The organism is Bradyrhizobium sp. T-1 (assembly GCF_053592855.1).
The window spans coordinates 4,335,208-4,359,929 of record NZ_CM132115.1 but is presented as its reverse complement, the minus strand read 5'-3'; the positions used below and the strand labels follow the sequence as shown (position 1 = coordinate 4,359,929).

19 protein-coding genes and 1 tRNA gene are annotated in these 24,722 nt (G+C 64.2%); 13 read left to right on the top strand and 7 right to left on the bottom strand.

Features of this window, described 5'->3' with window-relative positions; genetic code table 11:
- Window positions 1-4 precede the first annotated feature (4 nt).
- The 5 genes from ACWAT4_RS20970 to ACWAT4_RS20950 all read left to right on the top strand — a co-directional run bounded on the left by ACWAT4_RS20970 (window position 5) and on the right by ACWAT4_RS20950 (window position 6,591).
- On the top strand, window positions 5-1,210 hold the full coding sequence (locus ACWAT4_RS20970) for an amino acid ABC transporter permease (protein ID WP_212303705.1): 1,206 nt from the start codon (window positions 5-7) through the stop codon (window positions 1,208-1,210).
- On the top strand, window positions 1,207-2,727 hold the full coding sequence (locus tag ACWAT4_RS20965; protein ID WP_212427408.1) for an amino acid ABC transporter permease: 1,521 nt from the start codon (window positions 1,207-1,209) through the stop codon (window positions 2,725-2,727). Before ACWAT4_RS20970 ends, ACWAT4_RS20965 begins: the two co-directional genes overlap by 4 nt.
- Before the next feature lie 11 nt (window positions 2,728-2,738).
- Entirely contained in the window at window positions 2,739-3,476 is a 738-nt protein-coding gene (locus tag ACWAT4_RS20960) for an amino acid ABC transporter ATP-binding protein (protein ID WP_249149155.1), read from the top strand.
- A gap of 90 nt (window positions 3,477-3,566) precedes the next feature.
- Window positions 3,567-5,789 (top strand): O-linked N-acetylglucosamine transferase family protein, encoded by a 2,223-nt coding sequence (locus ACWAT4_RS20955; protein WP_449727929.1) that lies wholly within the window; start codon window positions 3,567-3,569, stop codon window positions 5,787-5,789.
- Window positions 5,790-6,054: 265 nt separating this feature from the next.
- Window positions 6,055-6,591: a hypothetical protein gene (locus ACWAT4_RS20950; protein ID WP_212427410.1), complete on the top strand. Its 537-nt coding sequence runs from the start codon at window positions 6,055-6,057 to the stop codon at window positions 6,589-6,591.
- 19 nt (window positions 6,592-6,610) lie between these two features.
- Here ACWAT4_RS20950 and ACWAT4_RS20945 read toward each other — a convergent pair whose 3' ends face one another.
- The 4 genes from ACWAT4_RS20945 to ACWAT4_RS20930 all read right to left on the bottom strand — a co-directional run bounded on the left by ACWAT4_RS20945 (window position 6,611) and on the right by ACWAT4_RS20930 (window position 11,208).
- Window positions 6,611-7,645 carry a cysteine synthase A gene (locus ACWAT4_RS20945; protein WP_212303701.1) on the bottom strand — a complete coding sequence of 345 codons (1,035 nt, stop codon included), beginning with the start codon at window positions 7,643-7,645 and terminating at the stop codon, window positions 6,611-6,613.
- Window positions 7,646-7,728: 83 nt separating this feature from the next.
- Window positions 7,729-8,958 carry an SAM-dependent methyltransferase gene (locus ACWAT4_RS20940; protein ID WP_212303700.1) on the bottom strand — a complete coding sequence of 410 codons (1,230 nt, stop codon included), beginning with the start codon at window positions 8,956-8,958 and terminating at the stop codon, window positions 7,729-7,731.
- A 95-nt stretch (window positions 8,959-9,053) separates the two neighbouring features.
- A complete protein-coding gene (locus ACWAT4_RS20935; RefSeq protein WP_212427411.1) occupies window positions 9,054-9,890 on the bottom strand; it encodes a DUF1365 domain-containing protein in 837 nt (278 codons plus the stop codon).
- A gap of 4 nt (window positions 9,891-9,894) precedes the next feature.
- On the bottom strand, window positions 9,895-11,208 hold the full coding sequence (locus tag ACWAT4_RS20930; protein WP_212427412.1) for an NAD(P)/FAD-dependent oxidoreductase: 1,314 nt from the start codon (window positions 11,206-11,208) through the stop codon (window positions 9,895-9,897).
- 398 nt (window positions 11,209-11,606) lie between these two features.
- Here ACWAT4_RS20930 and ACWAT4_RS20925 point away from each other — a divergent pair, with 398 nt between their 5' ends.
- The 7 genes from ACWAT4_RS20925 (at window position 11,607) to ACWAT4_RS20895 (ending at window position 23,259) form a co-directional block, all read left to right on the top strand.
- Window positions 11,607-13,082 (top strand): efflux transporter outer membrane subunit, encoded by a 1,476-nt coding sequence (locus tag ACWAT4_RS20925; protein WP_212427413.1) that lies wholly within the window; start codon window positions 11,607-11,609, stop codon window positions 13,080-13,082.
- Window positions 13,072-14,496, top strand: coding sequence for an efflux RND transporter periplasmic adaptor subunit (locus ACWAT4_RS20920; RefSeq protein WP_212427414.1), 1,425 nt, complete (start codon window positions 13,072-13,074; stop codon window positions 14,494-14,496). Before ACWAT4_RS20925 ends, ACWAT4_RS20920 begins: the two co-directional genes overlap by 11 nt.
- 36 nt (window positions 14,497-14,532) lie before the next feature.
- Window positions 14,533-17,685: an efflux RND transporter permease subunit gene (locus tag ACWAT4_RS20915; protein ID WP_449727928.1), complete on the top strand. Its 3,153-nt coding sequence runs from the start codon at window positions 14,533-14,535 to the stop codon at window positions 17,683-17,685.
- A complete protein-coding gene (locus ACWAT4_RS20910) occupies window positions 17,685-20,792 on the top strand; it encodes an efflux RND transporter permease subunit (RefSeq protein WP_449727927.1) in 3,108 nt (1,035 codons plus the stop codon). The genes ACWAT4_RS20915 and ACWAT4_RS20910 overlap by 1 nt, the downstream gene beginning before the upstream one ends.
- 37 nt (window positions 20,793-20,829) lie before the next feature.
- Window positions 20,830-21,570, top strand: a complete 741-nt coding sequence (locus ACWAT4_RS20905) for a tRNA-uridine aminocarboxypropyltransferase (RefSeq protein ID WP_212302157.1) — start codon at window positions 20,830-20,832, stop codon at window positions 21,568-21,570.
- A 76-nt stretch (window positions 21,571-21,646) separates the two neighbouring features.
- Window positions 21,647-22,489, top strand: a complete 843-nt coding sequence (locus ACWAT4_RS20900) for an ABC transporter permease (protein WP_449727926.1) — start codon at window positions 21,647-21,649, stop codon at window positions 22,487-22,489.
- 8 nt (window positions 22,490-22,497) lie between these two features.
- Window positions 22,498-23,259, top strand: a complete 762-nt coding sequence (locus ACWAT4_RS20895) for an ABC transporter ATP-binding protein (protein ID WP_212302158.1) — start codon at window positions 22,498-22,500, stop codon at window positions 23,257-23,259.
- 9 nt (window positions 23,260-23,268) lie between these two features.
- Here ACWAT4_RS20895 and ACWAT4_RS20890 read toward each other — a convergent pair whose 3' ends face one another.
- The 3 genes from ACWAT4_RS20890 to ACWAT4_RS20880 form a co-directional block, all read right to left on the bottom strand.
- Window positions 23,269-23,415 (bottom strand): hypothetical protein, encoded by a 147-nt coding sequence (locus tag ACWAT4_RS20890; RefSeq protein WP_212302159.1) that lies wholly within the window; start codon window positions 23,413-23,415, stop codon window positions 23,269-23,271.
- A gap of 192 nt (window positions 23,416-23,607) precedes the next feature.
- Window positions 23,608-23,681, bottom strand: a tRNA-Cys gene (locus ACWAT4_RS20885).
- Window positions 23,682-23,766: 85 nt separating this feature from the next.
- Entirely contained in the window at window positions 23,767-23,973 is a 207-nt protein-coding gene (locus tag ACWAT4_RS20880) for a hypothetical protein (RefSeq protein ID WP_212302160.1), read from the bottom strand.
- A 259-nt stretch (window positions 23,974-24,232) separates the two neighbouring features.
- Here ACWAT4_RS20880 and ACWAT4_RS20875 point away from each other — a divergent pair, with 259 nt between their 5' ends.
- On the top strand, window positions 24,233-24,496 hold the full coding sequence (locus tag ACWAT4_RS20875; protein ID WP_212302161.1) for a hypothetical protein: 264 nt from the start codon (window positions 24,233-24,235) through the stop codon (window positions 24,494-24,496).
- The last annotated feature ends 226 nt before the right edge of the window (window positions 24,497-24,722 follow it).

Genomic DNA, 24,722 nt, shown 5'->3' with positions numbered 1-24,722 from the left:
GCCGATGGGCGTCGAGGCCCGGAAACCACCACCGCAGCTCGCGCTGAAGCTGAGGCGCGCGCTCGGCGGCAAGGCAGGCTGGAACGGCGTCGCCGTTCAGCTTGTCTTTGGCGCGATCCTGGCCTGGATTGCCTATGAGATCATCTCGAATGCCCGAACCAACCTGGAAACCCAGCACATCGCCGCGGGCTTCGGGTTCCTGAAAAACAGCGCCAGCTTCGACGTCAATCAGACCCTGATCTCCTATTCGGGGTCTGATACCTATTTCCGCGTCTTCGTGGTGGGCATCCTGAACACGCTGCTGGTTTCGGTGGTCGGCATCTTCTTTGCCACCGTGATCGGTTTCGTCGTCGCACTCTGCCGATTGTCGCCCAATTGGCTGGTGTCGCGCGTCGGCGGGCTCTATGTCGAGGCCATCCGCAACCTGCCGCTGCTGTTCCAGATCCTGTTCTGGTATCTCGCGGTGCTCGCGGCACTGCCGGCGCCCCGGCAAAGCGTTTCGATCTTCAGTGCCTTCTTCCTCAACAATCGCGGCGTGATCGTGCCGTCGCCGCTGGCTCAGCCCGGGCTTGTTCCATTCCTTGCCATGCTGGCGCTCGGCCTCGTGGCGTCGCTGGCGTTGCGGAGCTACGCGCGGCGGGCGCTGTTTGCTCAGGGCCGCGCGATCCGGATCTGGCCGTACGTGCTGACATTGCTGGTCGGATTGCCGCTCGTCACGATGCTGGTGTTCGGTCTGCCAATCACGTTTGAATTTCCGCAGCTGAAGGGATTCAACTTCGCCGGCGGCGCGCGGATCATTCCGGAGCTCGTCGCATTGACGGTGGGACTGTCGACCTATACGGCAGCCTTTATCGCCGAGATCGTCCGCGCCGGCATCCTGTCGGTCCATAAGGGCCAGATGGAGGCGGGCTCCTCGCTGGGCCTCAGCCGAGGCGCGACGTTGCGGCTGATCGTGGTGCCACAGGCCATGCGCGTGATCGTGCCGCCGCTCACCAACCAGTACCTCAACCTGACCAAGAATTCGTCGCTTGCGGTCGCGATCGGTTATCCCGATCTCGTCTCGGTGTTCGCCGGTACGGCACTGAGCCAGACCGGACAAGCGATTGAGATCATCGCCATGACGATGGGCGTCTATCTCCTGACCTCGCTCGTCACCAGCGCCATCATGAGCGTCTATGGCTGGCGCATCAGCCGGAGCCTCGGTGCATGAGCGATCTCGCCGCGTCGTCCTTTGTCCGGCAGGACCTGGTTGCCGAGCGCCCCGCGCCGGTGAAGACCACTGGCTTTGTCGGCTTCGTGCGCACACGCCTGTTGAACTCGCCGACCAATATCCTGCTGACCGTCCTTGGCCTGCTGCTGGTCTGGTACACCGTCATTCCCACCATCAAGTTCCTGCTGGTCGATGCGGTCTGGAGCGGCAAGGACCGCACGGCCTGCCTCGCCGAGAATGCCGGCCGTCCAGTCGGGGCCTGCTGGCCCTTCATCCAGGCCAAGTTCACGCAGCTTTTCTACGGTTTCTATCCCGAGGTCGAACGCTGGCGGGTCAACCTGACCTTCGCGCTGGGCGCGGTGCTGCTCTTGCCGCTGCTGATTCCGCGGCTACCGGCCAAGGGCGTGAATGCCGGCCTGTTCTTCTTCGCCTTTCCCGCGGTCGCATTCTTCCTACTGCATGGCGGCGGCATCACCGGCTTCGGCGTGAGCTGGGTCGCGAGCCTGTTGCAATTGTTCGCCGACAGCATCAGCGGAGCCGGCGAGCTTCTGATCGGCCTGAGCAAGACTTCGGCCGCCGGCCCGCTGCTTTGGGCGATCGGCAGCATCATCGCGCTGGTCGGCACGTTGCTGCATTGGGTGATCTTTCCACTTACCTGGCTGCGCGATCAGATGCTGGCGGCGGGGCAGGGACCATGGCTCGACTTCGCGATCACTGCCGTGATCGTATCGGTGATCCTGTTCGTGCTCGGTGGCGGTACGCGGGCCGGTTCCCGACCACTGATCGCAAGTCTTGCCACGTTCGCCGGAATGGCAGCGGTGATCAAGCTGATGGGGCTCGATCGCGGCGGCCTGCCGATCGTCGATACGCGGCTGTGGGGCGGGCTCCTGGTGACGCTGGTGATTGCAATTACCGGCATCGTGGCGTCATTGCCGATCGGCGTTGCGCTTGCGTTGGGCCGGCGTTCGACCATCCCCCTGATCCGGATCTTCTCGATCACCTATATCGAGTTCTGGCGCGGGGTGCCGCTGATCACGGTGCTGTTCTTCGCAACCTACATGCTGCCCCTGTTCCTGCCGGGCAACTTCACCGTCGACGGCCTGGTGCGCGCCCTGATCGGCGTTTCCCTGTTCACCGGCGCCTATCAGGCCGAGAATTTACGTGGTGGCCTTGCAGCGGTGCCGCGCGGGCAAGGAGAGGCGGCCTCCGCGCTCGGTCTGTCCTGGTGGAAGACGACCTCGCTGATCGTGCTGCCCCAGGCCCTGCGCCACGTCATTCCCGCTATCGTCAACAGCTTCATTTCGCTGTTCAAGGACACCTCGCTGGTCTCGATCGTCGCGCTGTTCGACCTGCTCGGCTCGCTGCGGGCCTCATTCGCCGATCCGGTCTGGACCACGCCGTCGACCGCCTTCACCGGATTCGCCTTCATCGGTATCATCTACTTCATCTTCTGCTTTGGAATGTCGCGTTACTCGCTCTTCGTCGAGCACCGCCTCAACGCCCACCGCCGCAACTAATCGAGCTCACCATGTCCGAACCCATCGTCAAGATTTCCGGCCTCAACAAATGGTACGGCGACTTTCACGTGCTGCGCGACATCGATCTCGATGTCGAGAAGGGTGAGCGCATCGTGATCTGCGGGCCCTCGGGCTCAGGCAAGTCGACGCTGATCCGCTGCATCAACGCGCTTGAGGAGTTCCAGGAGGGCGAGATCGTCGTCGACGGCATCGAGCTCGGCCCCAACCTCAAACATGTCGACGCCGTGCGCCGCGAGGTCGGCATGGTGTTCCAGAGCTTCAATCTGTTCCCGCATCTGACGGTGCTGGACAATTGCACGCTGGCGCCGATCTGGGTGCGTAACATCCCCAAGAAGGATGCCGAGGAGACCGCGATGAAATTCCTGGAGCGGGTCAAGATCCCGCACCAGGCCAACAAGTTTCCGGGGCAGATGTCAGGAGGCCAGCAGCAGCGTGTCGCCATCGCCCGCGCGCTGACCATGAACCCGAAGGTGATGCTGTTCGACGAGCCGACCTCTGCGCTCGACCCCGAGATGGTCAAGGAGGTCCTCGACACCATGGTCGACCTGGCGAAAGAGGGCATGACCATGCTGGTCGTGACTCACGAGATGGGGTTTGCGCGCGAGGTCGCCAACCGCGTGGTGTTCATGGACGCCGGCCAGATCATCGAGGCCAACACGCCGAACGAATTCTTCGCCACGCCCCAGCACGCCCGTACAAAACTGTTCCTGAGCCAGATCCTACGCTGATCTCCGGGGCATTCCGGATGCGTCGCTGGTCGATCGGTGACGCCCGCGAATCAGCTAGACTCTTCGTCGGCCATCCCTCGGAGAGCGACCTTGCAGAGCAGCGCCGGCGCACGCGCGTTCCAGAACGCGCGATTGCAGAAGAAATTCAAGAAGCAGGCGGAGGCCCTCATCTCCGCCGCGAACTCGGCCTATAGCCAGGGCCGGCACGCGGAGGCGCAGGCGCTGTGCCACCAGATCCTGAACGAGCTCCCGGAGCATTTCGGCGCCCTGCACCTGCTCGGCTTGTGCGCATTCGCGACCCAGAACCTCGAGGCGGCAAGGCAGATTCTCAAGCAGGCGGTGACCGTCGATCCGCGCTCGGCACAAGCCTTTTCCGACTTGGGAGCGACGCATTTCGCGCTAGGGCAATATGAGGACGCGCGCACCTATCTGGAGAAGGCCATTGCGCTGAAGCCGAGCTTCCCGATGGCCCTGGCCAATCTCGGCAATGCCTTGCTGCACCTGAACTGCGTCGAGCAGGCCATTGAATGCTACGATCGCGCGATCAAGCTGAAGCCCGACTATGTCGATGCGCTGTGCAACCGTGGCCTGGCGGAACTGGCACTGCAACAGTTTGATCGTGCCAGGCAAAGCTTCGAGCGTACCTTGTTGTTTCAACCGCGACACGTGGAGGCGCTCGTCGGCAAGGGTTTGGTCAATATCGAGCTAAAGAACTACGACACGGCGAAAAGCGCGCTTGAAACGGCGCTCGCGATCAGGCCGGGCTCGGCGAAGATCCTCGCGAACCGCGGACGGGTCAATCTGGAGCTGTCGAGATTGGACCAGGCCGCGGCGGATTTTGACGCAGCGCTTGCGATCTCCCCCAAGCTCGAAGTGGCCTTGCAGGGGAAGGCGCAAGTCTCGCTCAACATGGGGAATACGGCGCAGGCTATCCTGGCCTGCACCACGTTGCTCGAGGAAAATCCGCGCTCCGCGATCGCGATGGCGCTGCTGAGCGCCTGTTTTGCCAACCAGGGAGAGATTGCATCGGCGATCGAGCTTCTCGACGCTGCGCTGGCGATTGCGCCCGATGCCGGCTTGATCGGGCGAAAGATATTCTTTCTGGACTTCCTCGCCGACGCCGATTTCGCGGTTCAGCAGGCCGCGCGAAAACATTGGTGGGACGCGATCGGCACCAAGCTGCCGCAGAGGACGCTCGCACCCCGGTCGCTCGATCCGGACAGGCAGATCGTCATCGGCTATGTCTCGGCCGAGTTCTGGTATCACTCGGCGGCGTTCGCGCTGTTGCCGGTGCTGCGCCATCACGATCGCGCCAAGTTCAAAATCGTCTGCTATGCGTGCTCGTCGACCCAGGACGAGGTGACCGCCAGCTTCAAGCAAATGGCCGACGTCTGGGTCGATGCCTGGCAGCTGTCGGACGATCAGCTGGCCGATCGTATTCAAGCTGACAACGTCGATATCTTGATCGACGTATCGGGGCATACCACCGGCAACAGGCTTTCCGTGTTCGCGCGCAAGCCAGCTCCCATCCAGGTGACCGCTTTCGGGCATGCGTCGGGCACGGGCCTTCAGACCATGGACTATGTGCTTGCGGATCCCGTCTTCGTTCCGGAAACGGCCCGGCATCTCCTGGCCGAAAAGGTCTATGACCTGCCGTGCCTGAACACGTTGGATCCCATTCTGGACGTGCCGCCTTCAGAGCTTCCGATGCTCCGCAACGGTCATGTGACCTTCGGCGTGTTCAACCGCATCAACAAGATATCGGACGAGGCGATCCGCGTGTGGTCGAAATTGATGCGCGAGGTGGCGGGATCGCGGATCATCCTGAAGCACACGCTGCTTGACGATCCATTGGTGCGAGAGCGCCTCCTTGCGCGGTTCGTCGCGCACGGTATCGGCGAAGCTGACATCACCTGCCTGGGCATGACCCCGCGCCACGAGCATCTGCGGGCCTTTGCGCAGGTCGACATTTCGCTCGATCCATTTCCGCAGAACGGCGGCATCAGCACATGGGAATCCCTCTATGCCGGTGTTCCCGTCATCGCCAAGCTCGGAAATGCGTCCTCATCACGCGCCGGCGCCTCGATCGTGGCGGCGATCGGCCTCAAGGACTGGGTCGCAGAGGACGACGATGGCTACGCCGCGATCGCCTGCAAGTTTGCGGCACAGCCGAACTATCTGGCGAAATTGCGCGCGGAGTTGCCGGCGCAGATCGCAACCTCGCCCGCCGGCAATGTCGCGATTTACGCTGGCAGGGTCGACGCGGGCTATCGCCAATTCTGGCGCGACTATTGTGCGTCGATGACCCGGTAAACGCTGCCGGTGGGCAAAGGCGCAAAGCGCGGTGCCACCATCTTTTCGGTGATTGCAGGTGGAATGGTGGGCACGCCCCCGACTGCGCTCTTCGAGCTACGTCGGACAAGTCGCTCTGCCCATCCTTGTCACCACGGCAAGCCTCGAACGGTAAAATTCTACGCAATTCCATCGTCAGCTTAAAACCATACTGCTTGCGACACCCCCATCGCTTCACGCGCCCGAAAGCACTTTCTGCGCATGTGACGCAAAAGAGGGGCGTCACATGCTCGGTTTCATATTCGGCCTCAACGCCCGCCTCGGGCGATTACATTTCTTCCTGGCCACGGTCGCGCTGGCGATTGGGATGACCGCAATCTGCTTTGCGATTGCGATGGCCGTGTTGCGCACGACATCGCCGAGCATGGTCCGTCCGGAGGATTTCACCCGGAACTGGGCCATCATCGCCGCAATGATCGTCTTTGGACTCGGGACCTTCACGCTGCAATCGATGCGGATCCGCGACATCGGTTGGGATCCCGTCTGCGTCCTCCCGGCCTGGATCGCGCTCATGATCGTCGATCACGTGGTGGCGGGCCGGTATCCGGCCTGGGCGATCGGCGAGGAGCATCAGGGCACGATGGTCGGCGGGCTGGTCAATTTCGTTCTGCTGCTGGCGCTCACGTTCTGGCCGAGCGCCCACGACGAGGGGGCCTGCACCAACCCCTTCGAGCCGCCCGCGCGCGCAGCGAGCAAGCCGTCGACGTCGGACCAACGCCTTGCGCGCGTGTCGCAAGGCTCGGCGCGTCCGAACTGGAGCTGACCGAATTGACCGCCCGGAGCTAAACGAACGGCAGCTTGATGTTGCTGCGCTTCTCCAGCCATTCCGGCACCGGCAGGTTCTTCGCGCGCATGAAGTCGGCGTTGAACAGCTTTGACTGATAGCGGCTGCCGGAATCACAGAGAATGGTGACGATGGTCTTGCCCGGCCCGAGTTGCTTGGCGAGCCGCATCGCGCCGACGATATTGATGCCGGTCGAGCCGCCAAGGCACAAGCCTTCGTGCTGAAGCAGCTCGTAGATCACGGTGACAGCTTCTGCATCGGGAATGAGAAACGCGTCATCGACCTTCGCGCTCTCGACGATCGCGGTTTTCCGGCCGAGCCCGATGCCTTCCGTGATGGAGTCGCCGGGCGTTGCCTTGACCTCGCCGGTCCTGAAGTATTCGTACATGCCGAATCCGTGCGGATCGGCACAGGCAATCCGGATGTCCTTGTTCTTCTCTTTCAGATAGCGGCTGGTGCCGGCGAGCGTGCCGCCGCTGCCGACCGAGCAGACGAAGCCGTCGATCTTGCCGCCGGTCTGCTGCCAGATTTCAGGACCTGTCGAGTCGTAGTGCGCCTTGGCATTGTCCAGGTTGTTCCACTGGTCGGCAAAGAGCACGCCATTCGGCTCGGTCTTGCGCAGCTCGTCGGCAAGTCGGCGGCCGACATGCTGGTAGTTGTTCGGATTTGAGTAAGGCAGTGCCGGCGACTCCAGCAGCTCGGCGCCGCACAGCTTCAGAAAGTCCTTCTTCTCCTGGCTCTGCGTCTCCGGGATCACGATCAGCGTGCGGTAGCCGCGCGCGCTCGCTACCACCGCAAGCCCAATGCCGGTGTTGCCGGCAGTCGCTTCCACCACGAGACCGCCCGGCTTGAGCTCGCCGCGCTTCTCGGCTTCCAAAATCATCCACTTGCCGGCGCGATCCTTGACCGACTGGCCCGGATTCATGAACTCGGCCTTGCCCAGAATGGTGCAGCCGGTTAGTTCGGAGGCGCGCTTGAGCTTGATGAGCGGGGTGTTGCCGATGGCTTCGACAACGTCATTTTTGATGGTCATGTCAGGCAATTACCGGCTGGAGGCGAGAAGTCGTCAGACCCTAAAGTAGGGTCTCCAGCTGCACAAGGCGAGGCTGCAAACTCTTATTGCTGCTTTGCGAAGATGACCTGCCGGACGTCGATATTGCCGGACAGGAAGCCGGCCTCGCAATAAGCGAGATAATACTCCCACAGCCGCCGGAACCGGTCGTCAAAGCCAAGCGGCACCAGGCCTGGCCAGGCCGCGCGGAAGTTATTTCGCCAGGTGGCAAGCGTCTTGGCATAATCTTGCCCGAAGATGCGCTCGCGGATAACGGGCACGCTGAATCGGTCTCCGAGCGACTTCAGCACCGCAGGCGAGGGCAGCATGCCGCCGGGAAAGACGTAGCGCTGGATGAAGTCGACCTCGCGCCGATAGCCCTGGAAGAGCTTGTCCTGGATCGTGATGGCCTGGATGCCGGCCAATCCGCCCGGCAGCAGGCGGTCACGCAATTGCGCGAAATAGCGCGGCCAGAACTGCTCGCCAACGGCCTCGATCATCTCGATCGAGGCGATCCGGTCGTAGCGATCGCGTTCGTCGCGATAATCCTGCAGGCGGATCTCGACCTTCTCAGCAAGACCCGCCTCAAAGATGCGCTTCTGCGCGAAGTCGCGCTGCTCGGTCGAGATCGTCAATCCCACCACGCGCGCGTCGAAGGTCTTGGCGGCAAATTCAGCGAAGCCGCCCCAGCCGCAGCCGATCTCGAGCAGCTTCTGGCCCGGCTTCAGGTCGAGCGCCTCGGCGAGGCGGCGATATTTGTTGGTTTGCGCGGCCGTGAGATCCGTGGTCGATCCCTCGAACAGCGCCGACGAATAGGTCATGCTGGGATCGAGCCAGGCCGAGTAGAACGCATTGCCGATATCGTAATGGGCGTGGATGTTGCGCCGGGCCTGCCGGCGCGTGTTGCGATTGAACCAATGCTGGATCATCTGGGTGAACCGCATCAGCGGCTTGTCACGCAGCATGGCCTGGATCAGATCGTGATTGACGCAGAACAGGTAGAGAAACTGCGTCAGGTCCGGCGTATCCCAATCGCCGGCGAGATAGGCCTCCGCAATTCCGATGTCGCCGCCGTTGATCAGGCGAGAGGCGACGCCGTAATTGTGCAGCCGCATGGCGGCATTCGGGCCCGGCTCGAGGCCACCGAGCCGGATCACGCGCCCGTCCGGCAGGGTGACATCAAGCGTCCCGCGCCGCAGTCGCGAGCCGAAGGTCAGTGCAAGGCGAACGATGCGCGGCAGGTCCGCGAGCATTGTCTCGACGTCATCAGGTGTCACCGAGATGGCATTTGGCATCGGCAGATCCATGACCTCAACGGATACCGTCCGACCGCCTGTCGAGCATGCCCATCCCGCTTCGATCGCCGGACCCGAGCGCGCCTTGCAAACGGTCAGCGACCAATAATATAGGGACGCGATTTGCCGCGTGCCAAGGTGGTTTCGCCGTTACGCTGCTCTGCAGTATCGGGGCGTGGCACCAGCCGCGCCCCCTTCAGCCAAAGCCGTACCGCTTCCCAATGGATCGCCGATATCACCTTGAGGCTTACGAGCGGCAGGGCCAAAAATGATCGCAGCAGGGCACGCGAGGTCAGGGCACGGCGGCGGCCGTTGAAGGTCGCCGCGAGCAGCGGGCCGTCGCGATCGGTTTCCAGGATGCGCAGCTTGGCCGTGTCCGACGGCGGCCGGACGTGGAAATGGTAGCGCGTCGTCATCGGCACGAACGGCGAAACGTAGAACAGTTTTTCCTGCTGCTGACGCAGGCCCGCATCGCTCCATTCGCCAGGCCTCACCGGCAGAACGTACGGATGAATCTCCCCGAAAGTGTTGCGCACCTCGTAGATCACCAGCGCCAGCTCGCCGCCGGCGCCATAGCAGAAATAGACCGAGAGCGGATTGAAGCCGTAACCGAGCAGGCGGGGATAGCAGAGCAACTCGACCCGACCGCCGCCGAGGTCTATGCCGTGCGTGGCAGCGCAGCGCTCGGCATAGGCGCGTAGCGGGGAGCCATCGCGGGCGCCATGGTCTTTCTCGTGGAAACTGTAGAGCGCGGCTCGGTTGACGCCGAACAGTGGCGACTGCCGGTCGGCCTCATCGAGCCGGTCGAGATCGATCAGGAGGCTCATGACGCGGTAGCTGAAGCGGTGGCGCATCGGCCTCAGCCGCGCATGCATCACGTCGCCGAAATAGAGCGTGGCGGCATCGGTTGCGGGGAGGGCTGTCGTCACCATCGCACTACTCCGCAGCCTCCGCGAGTTCGACCGGTGTCGCGCGCCAGGGCGCAGTCACCCCGAGTGCCTCGGCCACGGCGAGTCCCGAACGCAGGCCGTCCTCGTGAAAGCCATAGCCGGTCCAGGCGCCGCAGAACCAGGTGTGCCGCACTCCCTGAATCTCGGCGAGCCGCTTTTGCGCGGCAAAGGCAGCCGCATTGTACTGCGGATGCTCGCACAGATATTGGCCGAAGGTGAGCTCCGGCGCAGGCTCGAATGGCGGGTTGAGGCTGACGAACAGTGGCTTGTCGGAATTGATCCCCTGGAGCTGATTCATCCAGTAGGTCACCGCGACGTCGTTCATCGCGTCTCCCTTGCGCTGCCAACGCAGGAAATTCCACGACGACCAGGCGTGCCGCCGCTTTGGCATCAGCCTGATATCGCGATGCAGATAAACTGTGTTCGGCGAATAGTTGATGGCACCGATAATGTCGCGCTCGCGCGCGTCTGCGTCCGTCAGCATGGCGAGTGCCTGGTCACTATGGGCGGCAATCACGACGTGGTCGAAACTCTCATGACAGCCATGACTGTCATGGACCACGACGCCCTGTGCTGTGCGCGTAATCGAGGTGACGGCGCAGCCGAACCGGATGCGGTCCCTGAATGGGGCCTGAAGCCGCTCGACATAGCGCTGGCTGCCGCCCTTGACCGTCCGCCAGACCGGCCGGGCGTAGTGCAGGAGGCGATGATTGTCGAAGAAGGCAACAAAGTTCTCGGCCGGGAAGTCGAGGATCTCTTTCGTCGGCGCCGACCAGATCGCAGCCCCCATCGGCGCGAGGTAGTCGGTGAGCAGCCGTTCGGAGAATTCGCGTTGGCGAAAGTAGTCGCCGAGCGTCAGTCGGCTCAGGCGGCCGTTGCGCAGATCCTCCACGCTTTGCCGGCCGAATTTCGGGATCTCTGCGAGCATCCGCAGGAAGGACGGAGAGAGCAGGTTGCTGGCTTGAGCGAACAAGCCGGCCGCCGTCGCCCGCCAGTCATTGCCTCCGCCGCGCCATTCGAACCGGCCGCCATCGGCGGACACGGCAAAGCTCATGCAGCTTCCGACCGTCTCGACGCCGAGATGGGCGAACATCGCGGTCAGGTCGGGATAGTTGAGCTCGTTGTAGACGATGAAGCCGATATCCACGGCGACCGGCGTACCCACATAGTCGATGGTGACGGTGTGGCTGTGGCCGCCCGGGCGCAGTTCGCGGTCATAGACCGTCACCGGATAGCGCTGGGAGAGCGTCCAGGCCGCCGCATTGCCGGCAATGCCCGTCCCGATGACCGCGATGCGCATGTGTAACTGCCCCTGCCTCGTGTGGGACAAGCTACGGTGCGTTGCGGCGCAGGTTTCAGGGCGATTGAAGGGCTCCGGCCAGCGGCTTGGGGGCAACTGTGACTGCAATATCACATGAAATCTTGGTAAGCTGGATTGCGTTTCAGGCTGTTTCTGAAGTGAAAGAAGTCCCTGCGAGACAGGCATAACTTTCATTTCAATGCCTCTTGGCACCGCTTCGTCGGGCTGTGTGTTTCGCAGGTGCGGGACTGTCCCGCAGTTCCGCGCCCGGCTAGGATGGGTTTCCGGCTCTGCAGAAAGCACCACGCTGTGAACGAGTTACAGAAAGGCCCCCGGCCGACCGCCCGCGAATCGGCTAATCCCGCCGCGCGGTGGCGGGGTGATCTGCCTGGCAGGGGGTGGATGTGACACAGCGGGTTCCCGTCGTCGCCAAGCGGCAATTGCTTGGGTCTGCATCCCGAGCACTGCGTGCGGTCGCGGTGGTGTTCCTGGCCTCGAGTTCCGGCGCCTGTGTGCTGACCCAGGACCTGCCGGATCCCGCGCTCGATGTTCCCACGCAATACAAATACGCCGGGAAGACGGATGCGCCGCCGTCGCTCGACTGGTGGCGCGGCTTTCGCTCGGCGGAGCTGACGCAGTTGATGGAGGAGGCGCAGACCGTCAACCTCGACATCGCTGCCGCAGTCTCGCGCATCGTCGAGGCCGATGCACAGGCGCGGCAGGCAGGCGCGGCGCTGTTGCCGAGCCTGTCGGGAACGGGACAGGAGGCTTATTCGCGCACCTCCGGCTCGTCGGCTTCGGGACTCACCAACGGCGGCCGCGAGGTCGTGAACTACCAGGCATCGTTGAGTGCCAGCTACCAGCTCGATTTCTGGGGCCAGAACCGCGACGCGCTGCAAACGGCGGAGGAGACCGCAAAGGCCAACCGGTTCGACCGCGACACCGTCGCGCTGACGACGCTCGCAGCCGTTGCCAATGCCTATTTCCAGGTGCTGTCCTCGCAGGATCGCCTGCGCACCGCCCAGCGCAACATTGCGAGCGCCCAGCGCATCCTCGATGCCATCCGCGAGCGCCGCAAGGCCGGGACGGGGACCGATCTTGACGTCGCCCAGCAGGAGAGCGTGCTGGCCAACCAGAAGGCGCTGGTGCCGCCGCTGCGGCAGACGCTCGACCAGAACGCCAATGCGCTCGCGGTGCTGGTGTCGCGACCGCCAGAGAGCGTGCGCCTTGCGGGCGGCTCGCTGGATCGGATCGCAATTCCGCGCATCACGCCCGGCCTGCCGTCGGAGCTGTTGACGCAGCGGCCGGACATTCGCCGCCAGGAGGCGCAGCTTGCCTCGGCCACCGCCAATATCGGCAATGCCCGCGCCCAGTTCTTCCCGACCATCCAGCTCACCGGGAATGGCGGCTATCAAAGCTCGGCGCTGGTCTCGCTGTTCCAGCCGCACGCGGCGTTCTTCCAGCTGGTCGGCAGCGCGACGCAGCCGATCTTCGACGGCGGCAAGATCCTCGGCAATTTCGAATATGCCAAGGCGCGGCAGGACGAGTTGCTGCAGACCTACCGCAAGACCATCGTCCAGGCCTTCACCGACGTCGACAACGCGCTGTTTTCGATCAAGCAGACCACGATCAAGCTGCAATTGCAGCGCGACGTCGTCAACGCGTCGCGGCGCGCCTTCGACCTCGCCGAGCAGCAACTGCGCGCCGGCACGGCGGATATCGTGACCGTGCTCAACACACAGCTGACGCTGTTCCAGGCCGAAGACACCCTGTCGCAGGCACAGCTCGCTCGCCTTCTTGCCATCGTCAGCCTGTACCAGGCGCTCGGCGGCGGCTGGGAGCCGCGCATGGAGAAACCGGTCAATGCTCTTTAAGCCGGATACGAAGGACAACGCGAAAGCAGGGACGGCGAAAAAGTCGCGCGGCCGCGGCTTCGTCATGACTCTGATCACGCTCGCAATCCTCGGCGGTCTCGGCTATCTCGGCTGGACCGTGATGCACCAGCAGCCGCAGCAGCAGGGCAACGGCCGCAATCAGCGGCCCGATCTGCCGGTGCCGGTGCTGGCGGCAACGCCCAAGATCCAGGACGTGCCGGTTTATCTCGACGGAGTCGGCGCGATCCGCGCGCTCAACACGGTGACCGTGCGCTCGCAAGTCGACGGCAAGCTGATCGCGGTGAAGTTCACCGAAGGCCAGGACGTCAAGAAGGGCGACGTGCTCGGCGAAATCGACCCGGCACTGTACCAGGCGACCTATGACCAGGCCGTTGCCAAGAAGGCCCAGGACGAAGCCCAGCTCGCCAACCAGCGCATCGACCTGACGCGCTATGAGCAGCTTGCCGCGTCCAATGCCGGCTCCAAGCAGCAGGCCGACACCCAGCGCGCCGCGGTCGCGCAGACCGAGGCGCTGGTCAAGGCCGACCAGGCCGCAATCGACAATGCGGCCGCGACGCTCAGCTACACCAAGATCGTGGCGCCGCTGTCGGGCCGCGTCGGCCTGCGCCAGGTCGACCAGGGCAACATCATCCACGCCGCCGACACCACCGGCCTTGTCGTCATCACGCAATTGCAGCCGATCGCGGTTTGGTTCAGCCTGCCGCAGCAGCAGATCATGCGCGTGAACGCAGCCGCGGCCAAAGGCGCGTTGTCCGTCGATGTGTTCGGCAATGACGGCGTCACGGTGATCGACACCGGCAAGCTCACCGGCATCGACAATCAGGTCGACCAGACCACCGGCACGCTCAAGCTGAAGGCAGAATTTCCCAATGCCAATTACCAGCTCTGGCCGGGCCAGTTCGTCAATGTCCGTCTCAAGGTCGAGACCCTGTCGCAGGCGCTGGTGGTGCCGACGTCGGCGGTGCAGCGCGGACCGATCGGCACCTTCAGTTACGTCATCGGTGAGGGCGACATCGCCTCAGCCAAGCCGGTGACGGTGACCCAGCAGAACGAGCACGACGCGGTCATCGCGAGCGGCCTGTCTCCGAACGATCGGGTCGTCACCACCGGCTTTGCCAATCTGTCCGACGGTTCCAAGGTGATCGTCGGCCGCGACGAGCAGACGCCGTCAGCCGACCTCGCGCCGCGCAAGCGCACGCGTGCGCCGGATGGTCAGAAGAAGGATAGCCAGGCAAAGGACAGTCAAGCCAAGGACGGCCAGAAGGACGGACAAGGTAAGGACGGCGAATTCCGCGCCAAGCGGAAGAGCAGCGAAGGCGACCAGAAGGGGCAGACCGGACCAGCGCCGGGGCCGGGGGCTCAACCATCGGGACCTGGAGCCAAACAGCCATGATCCCGGCAACAGCCGCCTGAGCGGCAGGCATATCTCATGGGTGTCTCCGAACCCTTCATCCGCAGGCCGATCGCGACCTCGCTGCTCGGCATTGCGCTGCTGATTGGCGGCGCGCTCGGCTATTTCGCGCTGCCGGTCTCCGCGCTGCCGCAGGTCGACTTCCCGACCGTCCAGGTGTCGACGCAGCTGCCGGGCGCGAGCCCCGACGTGATTGCCTCCTTGATCACTGCGCCCTTGGAGCGGCAGCTCGGGCAAATCCCGTCGCTGACCGCGATGAACTCGACCAGCTCATTCGGCGTCAGCCAGATCTCTCTGCAGTTCGACCTCAACCGCGACATCGACGGCGCGACCCAGGACGTGCAGGCCGCGATCAACGCCGCCGCCGGCGTCCTGCCCAAGACGCTGCCTTATCCGCCGACCTACGCCAAGGTGAACCCTGCGGATGCGCCTGTGATGACGCTCGCGCTGCGCTCGGAGACGATCTCGCTGCGGGCGATGAGCGACATCGCCGACACGCTGCTGGCGCAGCGGCTCAGCCAGATCTCCGGCGTCGGCCGCGTCTCGGTGCTCGGCGGGCTGAAGCCGGCCGTGCGCATCCAGGCCGATCTGGCGCGGCTGGCGGCCTACGGCATCGCGATGGAGGATCTGCGCAACGCGATCGCGAACGCCAACGTCTCCGGGCCGAAGGGCTCGCTCGACGGCGCCCAGCAATCCTACATCATCGCCGCCAACGACCAGATTGCCGCCGCCGACGCCTATAGGCCGATCATCATCACCTATCGCAACGGCTCGCCGGTCACGATCGGCGACGTCGCGCAGATCGTCGACGGGCTCGAGAACGACCGCACCGGCGGCTGGTACCAGGGCACGCCGGCCGTCATCATCGACATCCAGCGCCAGCCCGGCGCCAATGTCATCGACGTCGTCAAGCAGATCCGCGCCGAAATCCCGAAGGTGCAGCGCGCCATTCCGGCCGGCGTGCATCTGACCATCGTCTCCGACCGCACGGTCACCATTCGCGCCTCGGTCCACGACGTGCAGTTCACGCTGGTCCTGAGCGTGGTGCTGGTGACGCTGGTAGTGCTGTTGTTCCTGCGCTCGCTGCGCGCCACGCTGATCGCGGGCGTGGCGCTGCCGCTGTCGCTGATCACGAGCTTCGGCATCATGTATTTTGCCGGCTTCAGTCTCGATAATCTGTCGCTGATGGCGCTCACGATCGGCACCGGTTTCGTGGTCGACGACGCCATCGTGATGATCGAAAACATCGTCCGCCACATGGAGAATGGCGACAACGCCATGACTGCCTCGCTGAAGGGCGCGAGCGAGATCGGCTTCACCGTGATCTCGCTGACGGTGTCGTTGATCGCGGTGTTCATCCCGCTGCTGTTCATGTCGGGCCTGGTCGGCCGCATGTTCCGCGAATTCGCACTGACGCTGACGATCGCGGTCGTGACCTCGGCGGTGGTGTCGCTGACGCTGACGCCGATGATGTGCTCGCGGCTGCTCAAGCACGCTCACGAGGAGCTGGCCGTGCCGGGGCTTGCCGCCATCAGCCGCTTCATCGACCGCACCGTCGAATTCTACCACCGTACGCTGCTCTGGGTGCTGGAGCACCAGCGCGCCACGCTGGTCGTGACCTTTGCGACGTTGGTTGCAACCCTGGTGCTCTATGTCGTCGCGCCCAAGGGGTTCCTGCCGCTGCAGGACACGGCCTCGATCACCGCGGTGACCGAAGCCGGGCCTGATGTGTCGTTCGGAGAGATGCAGAAGCGGCAGGCCGAAGCCGCCGATGCCATCAAGGCCGATCCTGACGTGACCGGCGTGGTCTCGGTGATCGGCGCAGGCTCGGTCAACCCGACCACCAATGTCGGCCGTCTCGTCATGACGCTGAAGCCGCGCGGCGAGCGCCGCGACGATGTCAGCGTGGTCGTCACCCGGCTGAAGCAGCGGGTCGCCGGCATTCCCGGCATGACGGTCTACTTCCAGCCGGTGCAGGATGTGCAGATCTCGACCCAGTCGAGCCGCTCGCAATACCAGTACACGCTCACCGGCACCGACGCGGCGCTGGTCTCGGAATGGGCGCGCAAGCTCGTCGACGAGATGCGGCGCGAGCCCCTGTTCCGCGACGTCTCGTCCGAGGCGCAGGAGGGGGGTCTGCGCGCGCAGCTCGACGTCGACCGCACGCGCGCGGGCCAGCTCGGCGTCAGCCTTCAGGCCATTACCGACACGCTCAACGACGCATTTGCCCAGCGCCAGATCTCGACCATTTACGGCCAGGCCAACCAATACCGCGTGGTCCTGGAGGCGCTGCCGATGTACCAGCGCGATCCCTCGATCCTGTCAAAGCTCTACCTGCCGGGCGGCGCCAGCAGCGCAGTCGTCGGCGCGCCCAACGCGCAGGTACCGCTCGATGCAGTGGCGACGCTCAAGCGCACCACGGCGCCGCTCGCGATCTCGCACCAGGCACAATTCCCGGCGATCTCGCTGAGCTTCAATCTCGCACCGGGCGCAGCGCTCGGCGATGCCGTCGAGGCGGTGAAGGCGATCGAGAGCCGCATCGAGATGCCCAACAGCATCGTCGGGGTCTATGCCGGCGATGCCGCCGAATTCGCCAAGGCGCTCGCCGGCCAGCCCTGGCTGCTGCTTGCCGCCGTGATCACGATCTACATCGTGCTGGGCGTGCTGTATGAAAGCTACATCCACCCGATCACGATCCTCTCGACGCTGCCCTCGGCGGGCGTCGGCGCCATCCTGGCATTGATCCTGTGCGGGCAGGACCTCTCGGTGATCGGCCTGATCGGCATCATCCTCCTGATGGGCATCGTCAAGAAGAATGCGATCATGATGATCGACTTCGCGCTGGAGGCCGAGCGCGGGCAGGGCATGCCGCCGCATGAGGCGATCGTGCAGGCGTGCCTGCTGCGCTTCCGCCCGATCATGATGACGACGCTGGCCGCACTGTTCGGTGCGCTGCCGCTGGCGATCGAAAGCGGCACCGGCGCCGAGCTGCGCTTTCCGCTCGGCATCTCCATCATCGGCGGCCTGCTGCTGAGCCAGTTGCTGACGCTCTACACCACGCCGGTGATCTACCTCGCGCTCGATCGCATCAACCGCCGCCTCGAGCAGGCGCTGCCCCCGCCGGAGCCCGACGCGCCGCCCACGGCCGGGGCGACCGAGGGGATGCAGTGATGGCATCGATCTCGGAGCCCTTCATCCGCCGTCCGGTCGCGACCACGCTGTTGTCGATCGGGCTGTTTCTGCTGGGGGGCGTCGCCTACGAGTTCCTGCCGGTCGCCTCCGTCCCCAATGTCGACTTCCCCGCCATCTTTGTCTCGGCGAGCCGTCCCGGCGCCGATCCCTCGGTGATGGCCGCCACCGTGGCCGCGCCGCTGGAACGGCGGCTCGGCGAAATCGCAGGCATCAACCAGATCACGTCGACGAGCTCTCTCGGCACCGCGAACATCCAGCTCCAGTTCGACATCGGCCGCAACATCGACAAGGCCGCGCGCGACGTGCAGGCAGCCATCAACGCCGCGCTGGTCGATTTGCCGAGCGATCTGCCGGCATTGCCGCGCTTCCGGAAGGCCAACACGGCCGGCGCGCCTGTGTTCGTGCTGGCGCTGACCTCCAAGACGCTGTCCGCCAGCGCCATCTACGATGTCGCCGATACCGTGCTGGCGCAGCGCATCTCGCAGGTGCCCGGAGTCGGCGACGTCACGGTGTCGGGCGCCGACCAGCCGGCGGTACGGATCCAGCTCAATCCCGTGGCATTGTCGAATGCAGGGATCGCGACCGACGACGTACGGACCGCCATCGTCAACGCCAACCCGCTCGGCCCCGTCGGCATCTTCAATGGCGAGCGCCAGAGCGAGACGCTGTCGCTGAACAAGCAGATGCGCACGGCGCAGGAATTCCGCGACATTGTCATCAAGAGCTCGAACGGGAATTTCGTGCGGCTCTCCGATGTCGCCGACATCGAAGACAGCGTCCGCAACGCGCGCTCGATCGCCTGGTTCAACAAGCAGCCGGCGGTGCTGATCCAGATCACCAAGCAGGGCGACGCCAACGTCATCGACACCGTCGACCGGGTGAAGGCGCTGATCCCCGAGTTGAAGCAGTGGATCCCCGCTGGCGTCGATGTCTCCACCCTGGTCGACCGCACCTCAACGATCCGCGCCAGCGTGATGGACATGCAGTGGACGCTGCTGGCGACCGCCATTCTGGTGATGGTCGTGGTGTTCGTGTTCCTGCGCCGCGTGACGCCGACCATCGCCGCCGGAATCTCGGTACCGCTGGCGCTGGCCGGAACCTGCGCCGGGATGTGGGTCGCCGGCTTCTCGATCGACAATCTGTCGCTGATGGCGCTGGCGATCTCGGTCGGCTTCGTGGTCGACGATGCCATCGTCATGATCGAGAACATGTACCGCAATCTCGAGCACGGCATGCGGCCAATGCAGGCAGCGCTGGAAGGCGCCAGGCAGATCGGCTTCACCGTGGTCTCGATCAGCCTGTCGCTGATCGCCGCGTTCACACCGCTGATCTTCATGGACGGTATCGTCGGCCGCCTGCTGCGCGAGTTCTCGCTGACGTTGACCTTCGCGATCGTGGTTTCGACCCTGGTATCGCTGACGGTCACGCCGATGATCTGCGCCCATTACATCCGGCAGACCACGTCCACCTCCGCAACGCTGTTCGACCGCCTGATCGAAGGCTCGCTATCGCGCATCGTCGCGTTCTATGCCCGCACCTTACGTGCGGTGCTCGAGTTTCCGCTGCTGACGCTGCTGGTCTTCTTCGCCACCATCGGCCTGACGGTGCTGCTCTACGCCAGGGTGCCCAAAGGCTATTTCCCGACGGACGATTCCGGCTTCGTCATCGGCGCGACGCGCGCCTCGGCCGACATCTCGTTCCAGTCGATGCTGACGCTGCAACAGCGTCTCGCCGACATTGTGATGCAGGATCCGGCCGTGGCCGGCATCGGTTCGACCGTCGGCAGCGGAGTTGGGGGCCCGGGCGCGGCGACCTCCAACCGAGGCACCATGTTCATCAGCCTGAAGCCGCCGGAAGAACGCGACCACGTCTCGACCCAGGTGGTGATCGACCGGTTGCGTAAGGCACTGTTCCCTGTGCCCGGCATCCGTCTCTTCATGTTCGCCGCGCAGGATGTGCGCGCAGGCGGCCGGCAGAGCGATTCCAACTTTCAGTATACGCTCTCAAGCACCGACCTTGACCTGCTGCAGAAATGGGCACCGATCGTGGCCAAGCGGATGGAGACGGTCGAGGGCATCACCGACATTTCCAGCGACCGCGATCCCGGCGGACTTCAACTGACATTGAACATCGACCGCCAGAAGGCCGCAGCACTCGGCGTCAAGGTCCAGGACATCGACAATGCCCTGAACAACGCCTTCTCGCAGCGCCAGATCGCGATCATCTACACCCAGCGCAACCAATACATGACCGTGCTGGAGATCGATCCGAAATTCCAGGTCGATCCGTCCAATCTCGAGCGCATCTTTGTCGCCGGCGCCAACGACGTGCAGGTGCCGCTGTCCGCGGTTGTGCACGCGACACGCGGGCTGGCTGCGCTTGCGGTCTATCATTCGCAGTCGGTGCCCTCGACCACGGTGTCGTTCAACACCTTGCCGGATGTGGAGCTCCAGGCGGCGACCCAGAACATCCAGCGGGCGGTCGACGAATTGCACATGCCCGAGGGTATCCGCGGCAGCTTCGACGGCAATGCCGGCGATTTCGCCAAGACCAGCGGCCGGCAACCGCTGCTGATCCTTGGCGCGCTGGTGGCGATGTATATCGTGCTGGGCGTGCTCTACGAGAGCCTCGCTCATCCGCTCACCATCATCTCGACGCTGCCGTCGGCCGGGCTGGGCGCGCTGCTCGCGCTGCAGATCACCAACACGCCGCTGACCGTGATCGCCTTTGTCGGCATCATCCTGCTGATCGGCATCGTCAAGAAGAACGGCATCATGATGGTCGACTTCGCGCTCGATGCCGAGCGCCAGCGCGGCCTGTCCTCGGCCGAAGCCATTTTCGAGGCCTGCCAGGCACGCTTCCGCCCGATCCTGATGACGACCATGGCGGCGCTGTTCGCAGGCATTCCGCTGGTCGTCGCGACCGGGCCCGGCACGGAGCTCAGACGCCCGCTCGGCATCACCATCATCGGCGGCCTGTTCGTGTCGCAGGTGCTCACCCTCTACACGACGCCCGTGATCTATCTCTTGATCGACCGCCTGCGCCGGCGATCGGAGCCGCGCGCGCTGGCGGCGCCGGCGGAATAGGTTGTTGAACCGCCGTGCGAAGCGTATAGCGGCGATCATGTCGAACCCAGCTGAAACCGCGGCCGCAGCGCCGGAGCCTATTCCCGAATGTCCGCACTGCCAGAAGCCGATGCCGCTGTGCATCTGCGACAGTGTCTCGCCGATCGAAAATCGTCTCGAGCTCTTGATCCTGCAGCATCCGCAGGAGCAGGACAGGGCGCTCGGCACCGCACGGCTGCTGGCGAAGCATTTTGCGGACGCCACGGTGCGGGTCGGTCTGTCCTGGCCGAGCCTGTCCAAGGCCCTGGGGCACCCGATCGAGAACGCCTCGCACTGGGCCGTGCTCTATCTCGGCTCGGCCCGCGCCGCCGACCTGGAGGCCGAGGGCGAGATCGTCGCGCTCAACCGCAAGGGCGAGGTCGCTGACAACCAGCGCGGCATTCTCGGCAAGCTCGAAGGCGTGGTGCTGCTCGACGGCACCTGGAGCCAGGCCAAGGCCCTATGGTGGCGCAATCCCTGGATGCTGAAATGCCAGCGCGTCATCCTCAACCCGGCGCACCCGTCGCGCTATGGGCGGCTGCGCCGCGAGCCGCGCAAGGACGGATTGTCCACCATTGAAGCCGCCGCGACACTGCTGGCCGGCCTCGAGCGGCGCCCGGACATCGCCGAGACGCTCAACGCCAGCTTTGAACGGATGCTGGCTCGCTACCGCGAGGTTCAGGCCGAGATACCGGAACTGGCGCCAAAGCCGGCACCAAAAGGCCACCGGCGCGATTTCCGCCGCCGTAAACGGTCCTGACTTCAGCCGATCTCGTCCGTACGGTTGATTGCTCGGCCCGGAGTGGGAAGATACAGACCACTGGCCGGCAGGTCCGTTGCTCCGCGATGTCATCGCGACGTTCGACAATCCGGAAACCAGAAGGGGCAGCCGAATTCAGAGCGCAGCGAAGGAGATCCTGGCCCAGGCGGCGCAGTTCGATCGTTGGGGCACACTCGCCCTGATGGACATCTCGTTGCGCTACCGGCGAACCGTGATCGGACCGCTCTGGATCACGCTGACGCTGGCGGCGACGATCGCAAGCGTCGGCACGGTCTATGCGGCGCTGTTCAAGCAGGACATCGCCGGCTTCCTGCCGTCTTTCGCTGTCGGCCTGATCGTCTGGACCCTCGTCGCCACGACGCTCCAGGAAGGATCCAACATCTTCGTGGCCTCCGGCCATCTGATCAAGGCGGTGCCGGCGCCGCTGATCGTGCACGTCTTGCAGATGATCGCGCGCAACGTGCTGATCTTCGCCCATCACCTCCTCATCATCGTCATGCTCTATGCCGTGATACCCTGGCCGCTGCACTGGACCACGCTGCTTGTGCTGCCCGGCTTCGCCATCCTGCTGGTCGTGCTGCTCGGCGGCGCGGTCGCGCTCGGCATGCTCTGCGCGCGCTTTCGCGACATCGGCTCGGCGATCGTGAGTGGGCTGCAATTCGTCTTCTTCCTCACGCCCGTGATCTGGACCGAGGACAGCGTGCGCGGCACCGCCTTTGCCTGGCTCACGCGGGTCAATCCGTTCGCAACGCTGCTCGATCTGGTGCGCAGGCCGCTGTTGTCGCAGCCGATGGATGCGGAGCAATGGCTGCTCGGCCTGACTTACGCGCTCGCCACCGCCGCCGTCGGGCTGGGGTGCTACGCGAAATATCGCCGCCGCGTGGCGTATTGGCTGTGAGGGGCGGGATGAGCACCACAGCCCATATCGTGCTGCGTAACGTCTCGGTGACATTCCCGGTGCTGTCGTTTCGCGACCGATCGCTGCGCAGCCGCTTCGTTCGCGCCGTGACGCTGCGCCGCGAGGCAGCGCGTCCGCACATCGTCACCGCACTTGATGGCATCGACCTCGACATTCGCGCCGGTGACCGCGTTGCCATCGTGGGCGCCAACGGTGCTGGGAAAACCACGCTGCTGCGGGTGCTGGCCGGCATCTACCATCCGACCGCAGGCAGCATCGATGTGCTCGGCCGCTGCCTGTCGCTGTTCGACTTGTCGGCCGGCTTTGACGAGGAGGCGACCGGCTACGAGAACATCATGCGCCGCGGTCTCGTGATCGGCGCACGGCGTACCGAGATCGACGCACGGCGCGCGGAGATCGCCGAGTTCACCGAGCTTGGCGACCGGCTCGACCTGCCGCTACGCACTTATTCCAGCGGCATGATGCTGCGCCTGATCTTCGCGGTCGCCACCGCCGTCGAAGGCGAGATCGTGCTCCTCGACGAATGGATCGGTGTCGGCGACCAGCAGTTCCGGAAAAAGGCACGGCAGCGGCTCGACGAGATCGTGGCCCGCGCCGGCATTTTGGTGCTGGCCTCGCACGACGTCGACCTGATCAAGAGCACCTGCAACCGCGCCATCCTGCTGCAGGAGGGACAGATGACAGCAACCGGCACGACCGAGGAGATTCTCGACCTTTATCTCGGCGGAGCCGGCGACAGGAAGGCTTGAGCTCTGCGACTAGGTCTTGACCCGCCCCTCGCCGTCGTGCGGCACCTGGCCGGGTACGGACGGCGGGAAGATGCTGTCATAGATCGCGCGCGCCTCACGTATGAGGCGAGCCCGCTCCAACTCGGACTTCGGGATAAATCGGACGATCTCGCCCACGTGCTCTCCAGCGCTCGTTTGTTGGGACTGCATCACCCAGCTGATGCGAAGGTTATGCCAAACGACCTGAATCGGGGGTTTCCAACGCCCTCCGGGCAAATCCGGTGAGAGCGCATCACGGAAACCTACGTCCGCGGGCGCGACGGAGTCGGCGCCGGGATCAATTTACATCGAAATATCAGGGAGTTGCGATGGAGGCCACGACCAGAATTGAACTGGTGTACACGGTTTTGCAGACCGTTGCGTAACCACTCCGCCACGTGGCCTCAACGAGGGCGGAGCAATATAGGGGATCAGCGGTTTAGGCAACCCCGCGAGCCGCGGCGTTACATCAGCCCGACCGACGAGGTCTCAGCAGGCGGCGTACCAGCCGTCCGGAAAGGGCAGCAGTGGCCAAGCGCCCTCATTGTCATTTGCGGCCCTTGGCGTTTTCTTGGACATCGCGTCGAAGCTCCACGAGCGGGACACGAATTCCTCCTCCACCGAGGGCGCGAAATTGTCATGAATCATGGCGTCGCGGACGGCATCCAGCATCAAATTGAATTCGGCTTCGCTCATCACACCCTCCGGACCACGGATGGCGCACTGTCGCAAAGACGGCTTGTTTCCCGATTGAGCCGATCGATCGCATTTTAACGATCAGGCGATCAGGACCCGTTTGGTTAGCGATTTCTGAAAAATCCCCATGGGAACCTTAGGTTCCTCCGCCGTCCCGCCAGTGTGAAAGAGATCACATCTCCCGAGATTTATTCCGCCTACGTCTTTGCCCGCGCCGGCCAACGCGGGCCGGGCGGGCAGGGCAGACAGGAGACTGGTCATGAAGGCGAGGTTCTTGCGGTTTGCAGGTGTGAGGAGCCGGGCGCGACGCGCCTCGACGGTCGGCCTGTTCCTCACGCTGTTTGCCTCCACCGCCCAGGCGCAGCAGGGCACCCCGGAGCAGCGCCGGGCTTGCACGCCCGACGTTTACCGGCTCTGCGCCGGCGAAATCCCCAACGTCAAGGCGATCACGGCGTGCCTGCGCCGCAACCGCTCCAGCCTGAGCGAGGCTTGCCGCGCCGTGTTCGACCAGGCCGGCGGCTGAGCGGGCGTCTTGTGGATTTGTGCGCAGCAAGTGCTTTGCGGTGCTGGCACAAATTGGATCGGACGCGGCTGTGGATATGCTGCGGACAAGCTGTTGAACGGCGGATATCGGCGCAGGTCGCGCAAGTCTCTGAATTACATCTGAGAGATTGACGACGTGGTTTCGTCTCGTAGCGAAACCAACCGATTTTTGCAGTGTGCATGTTCACTAATTCGCTGATTGATCG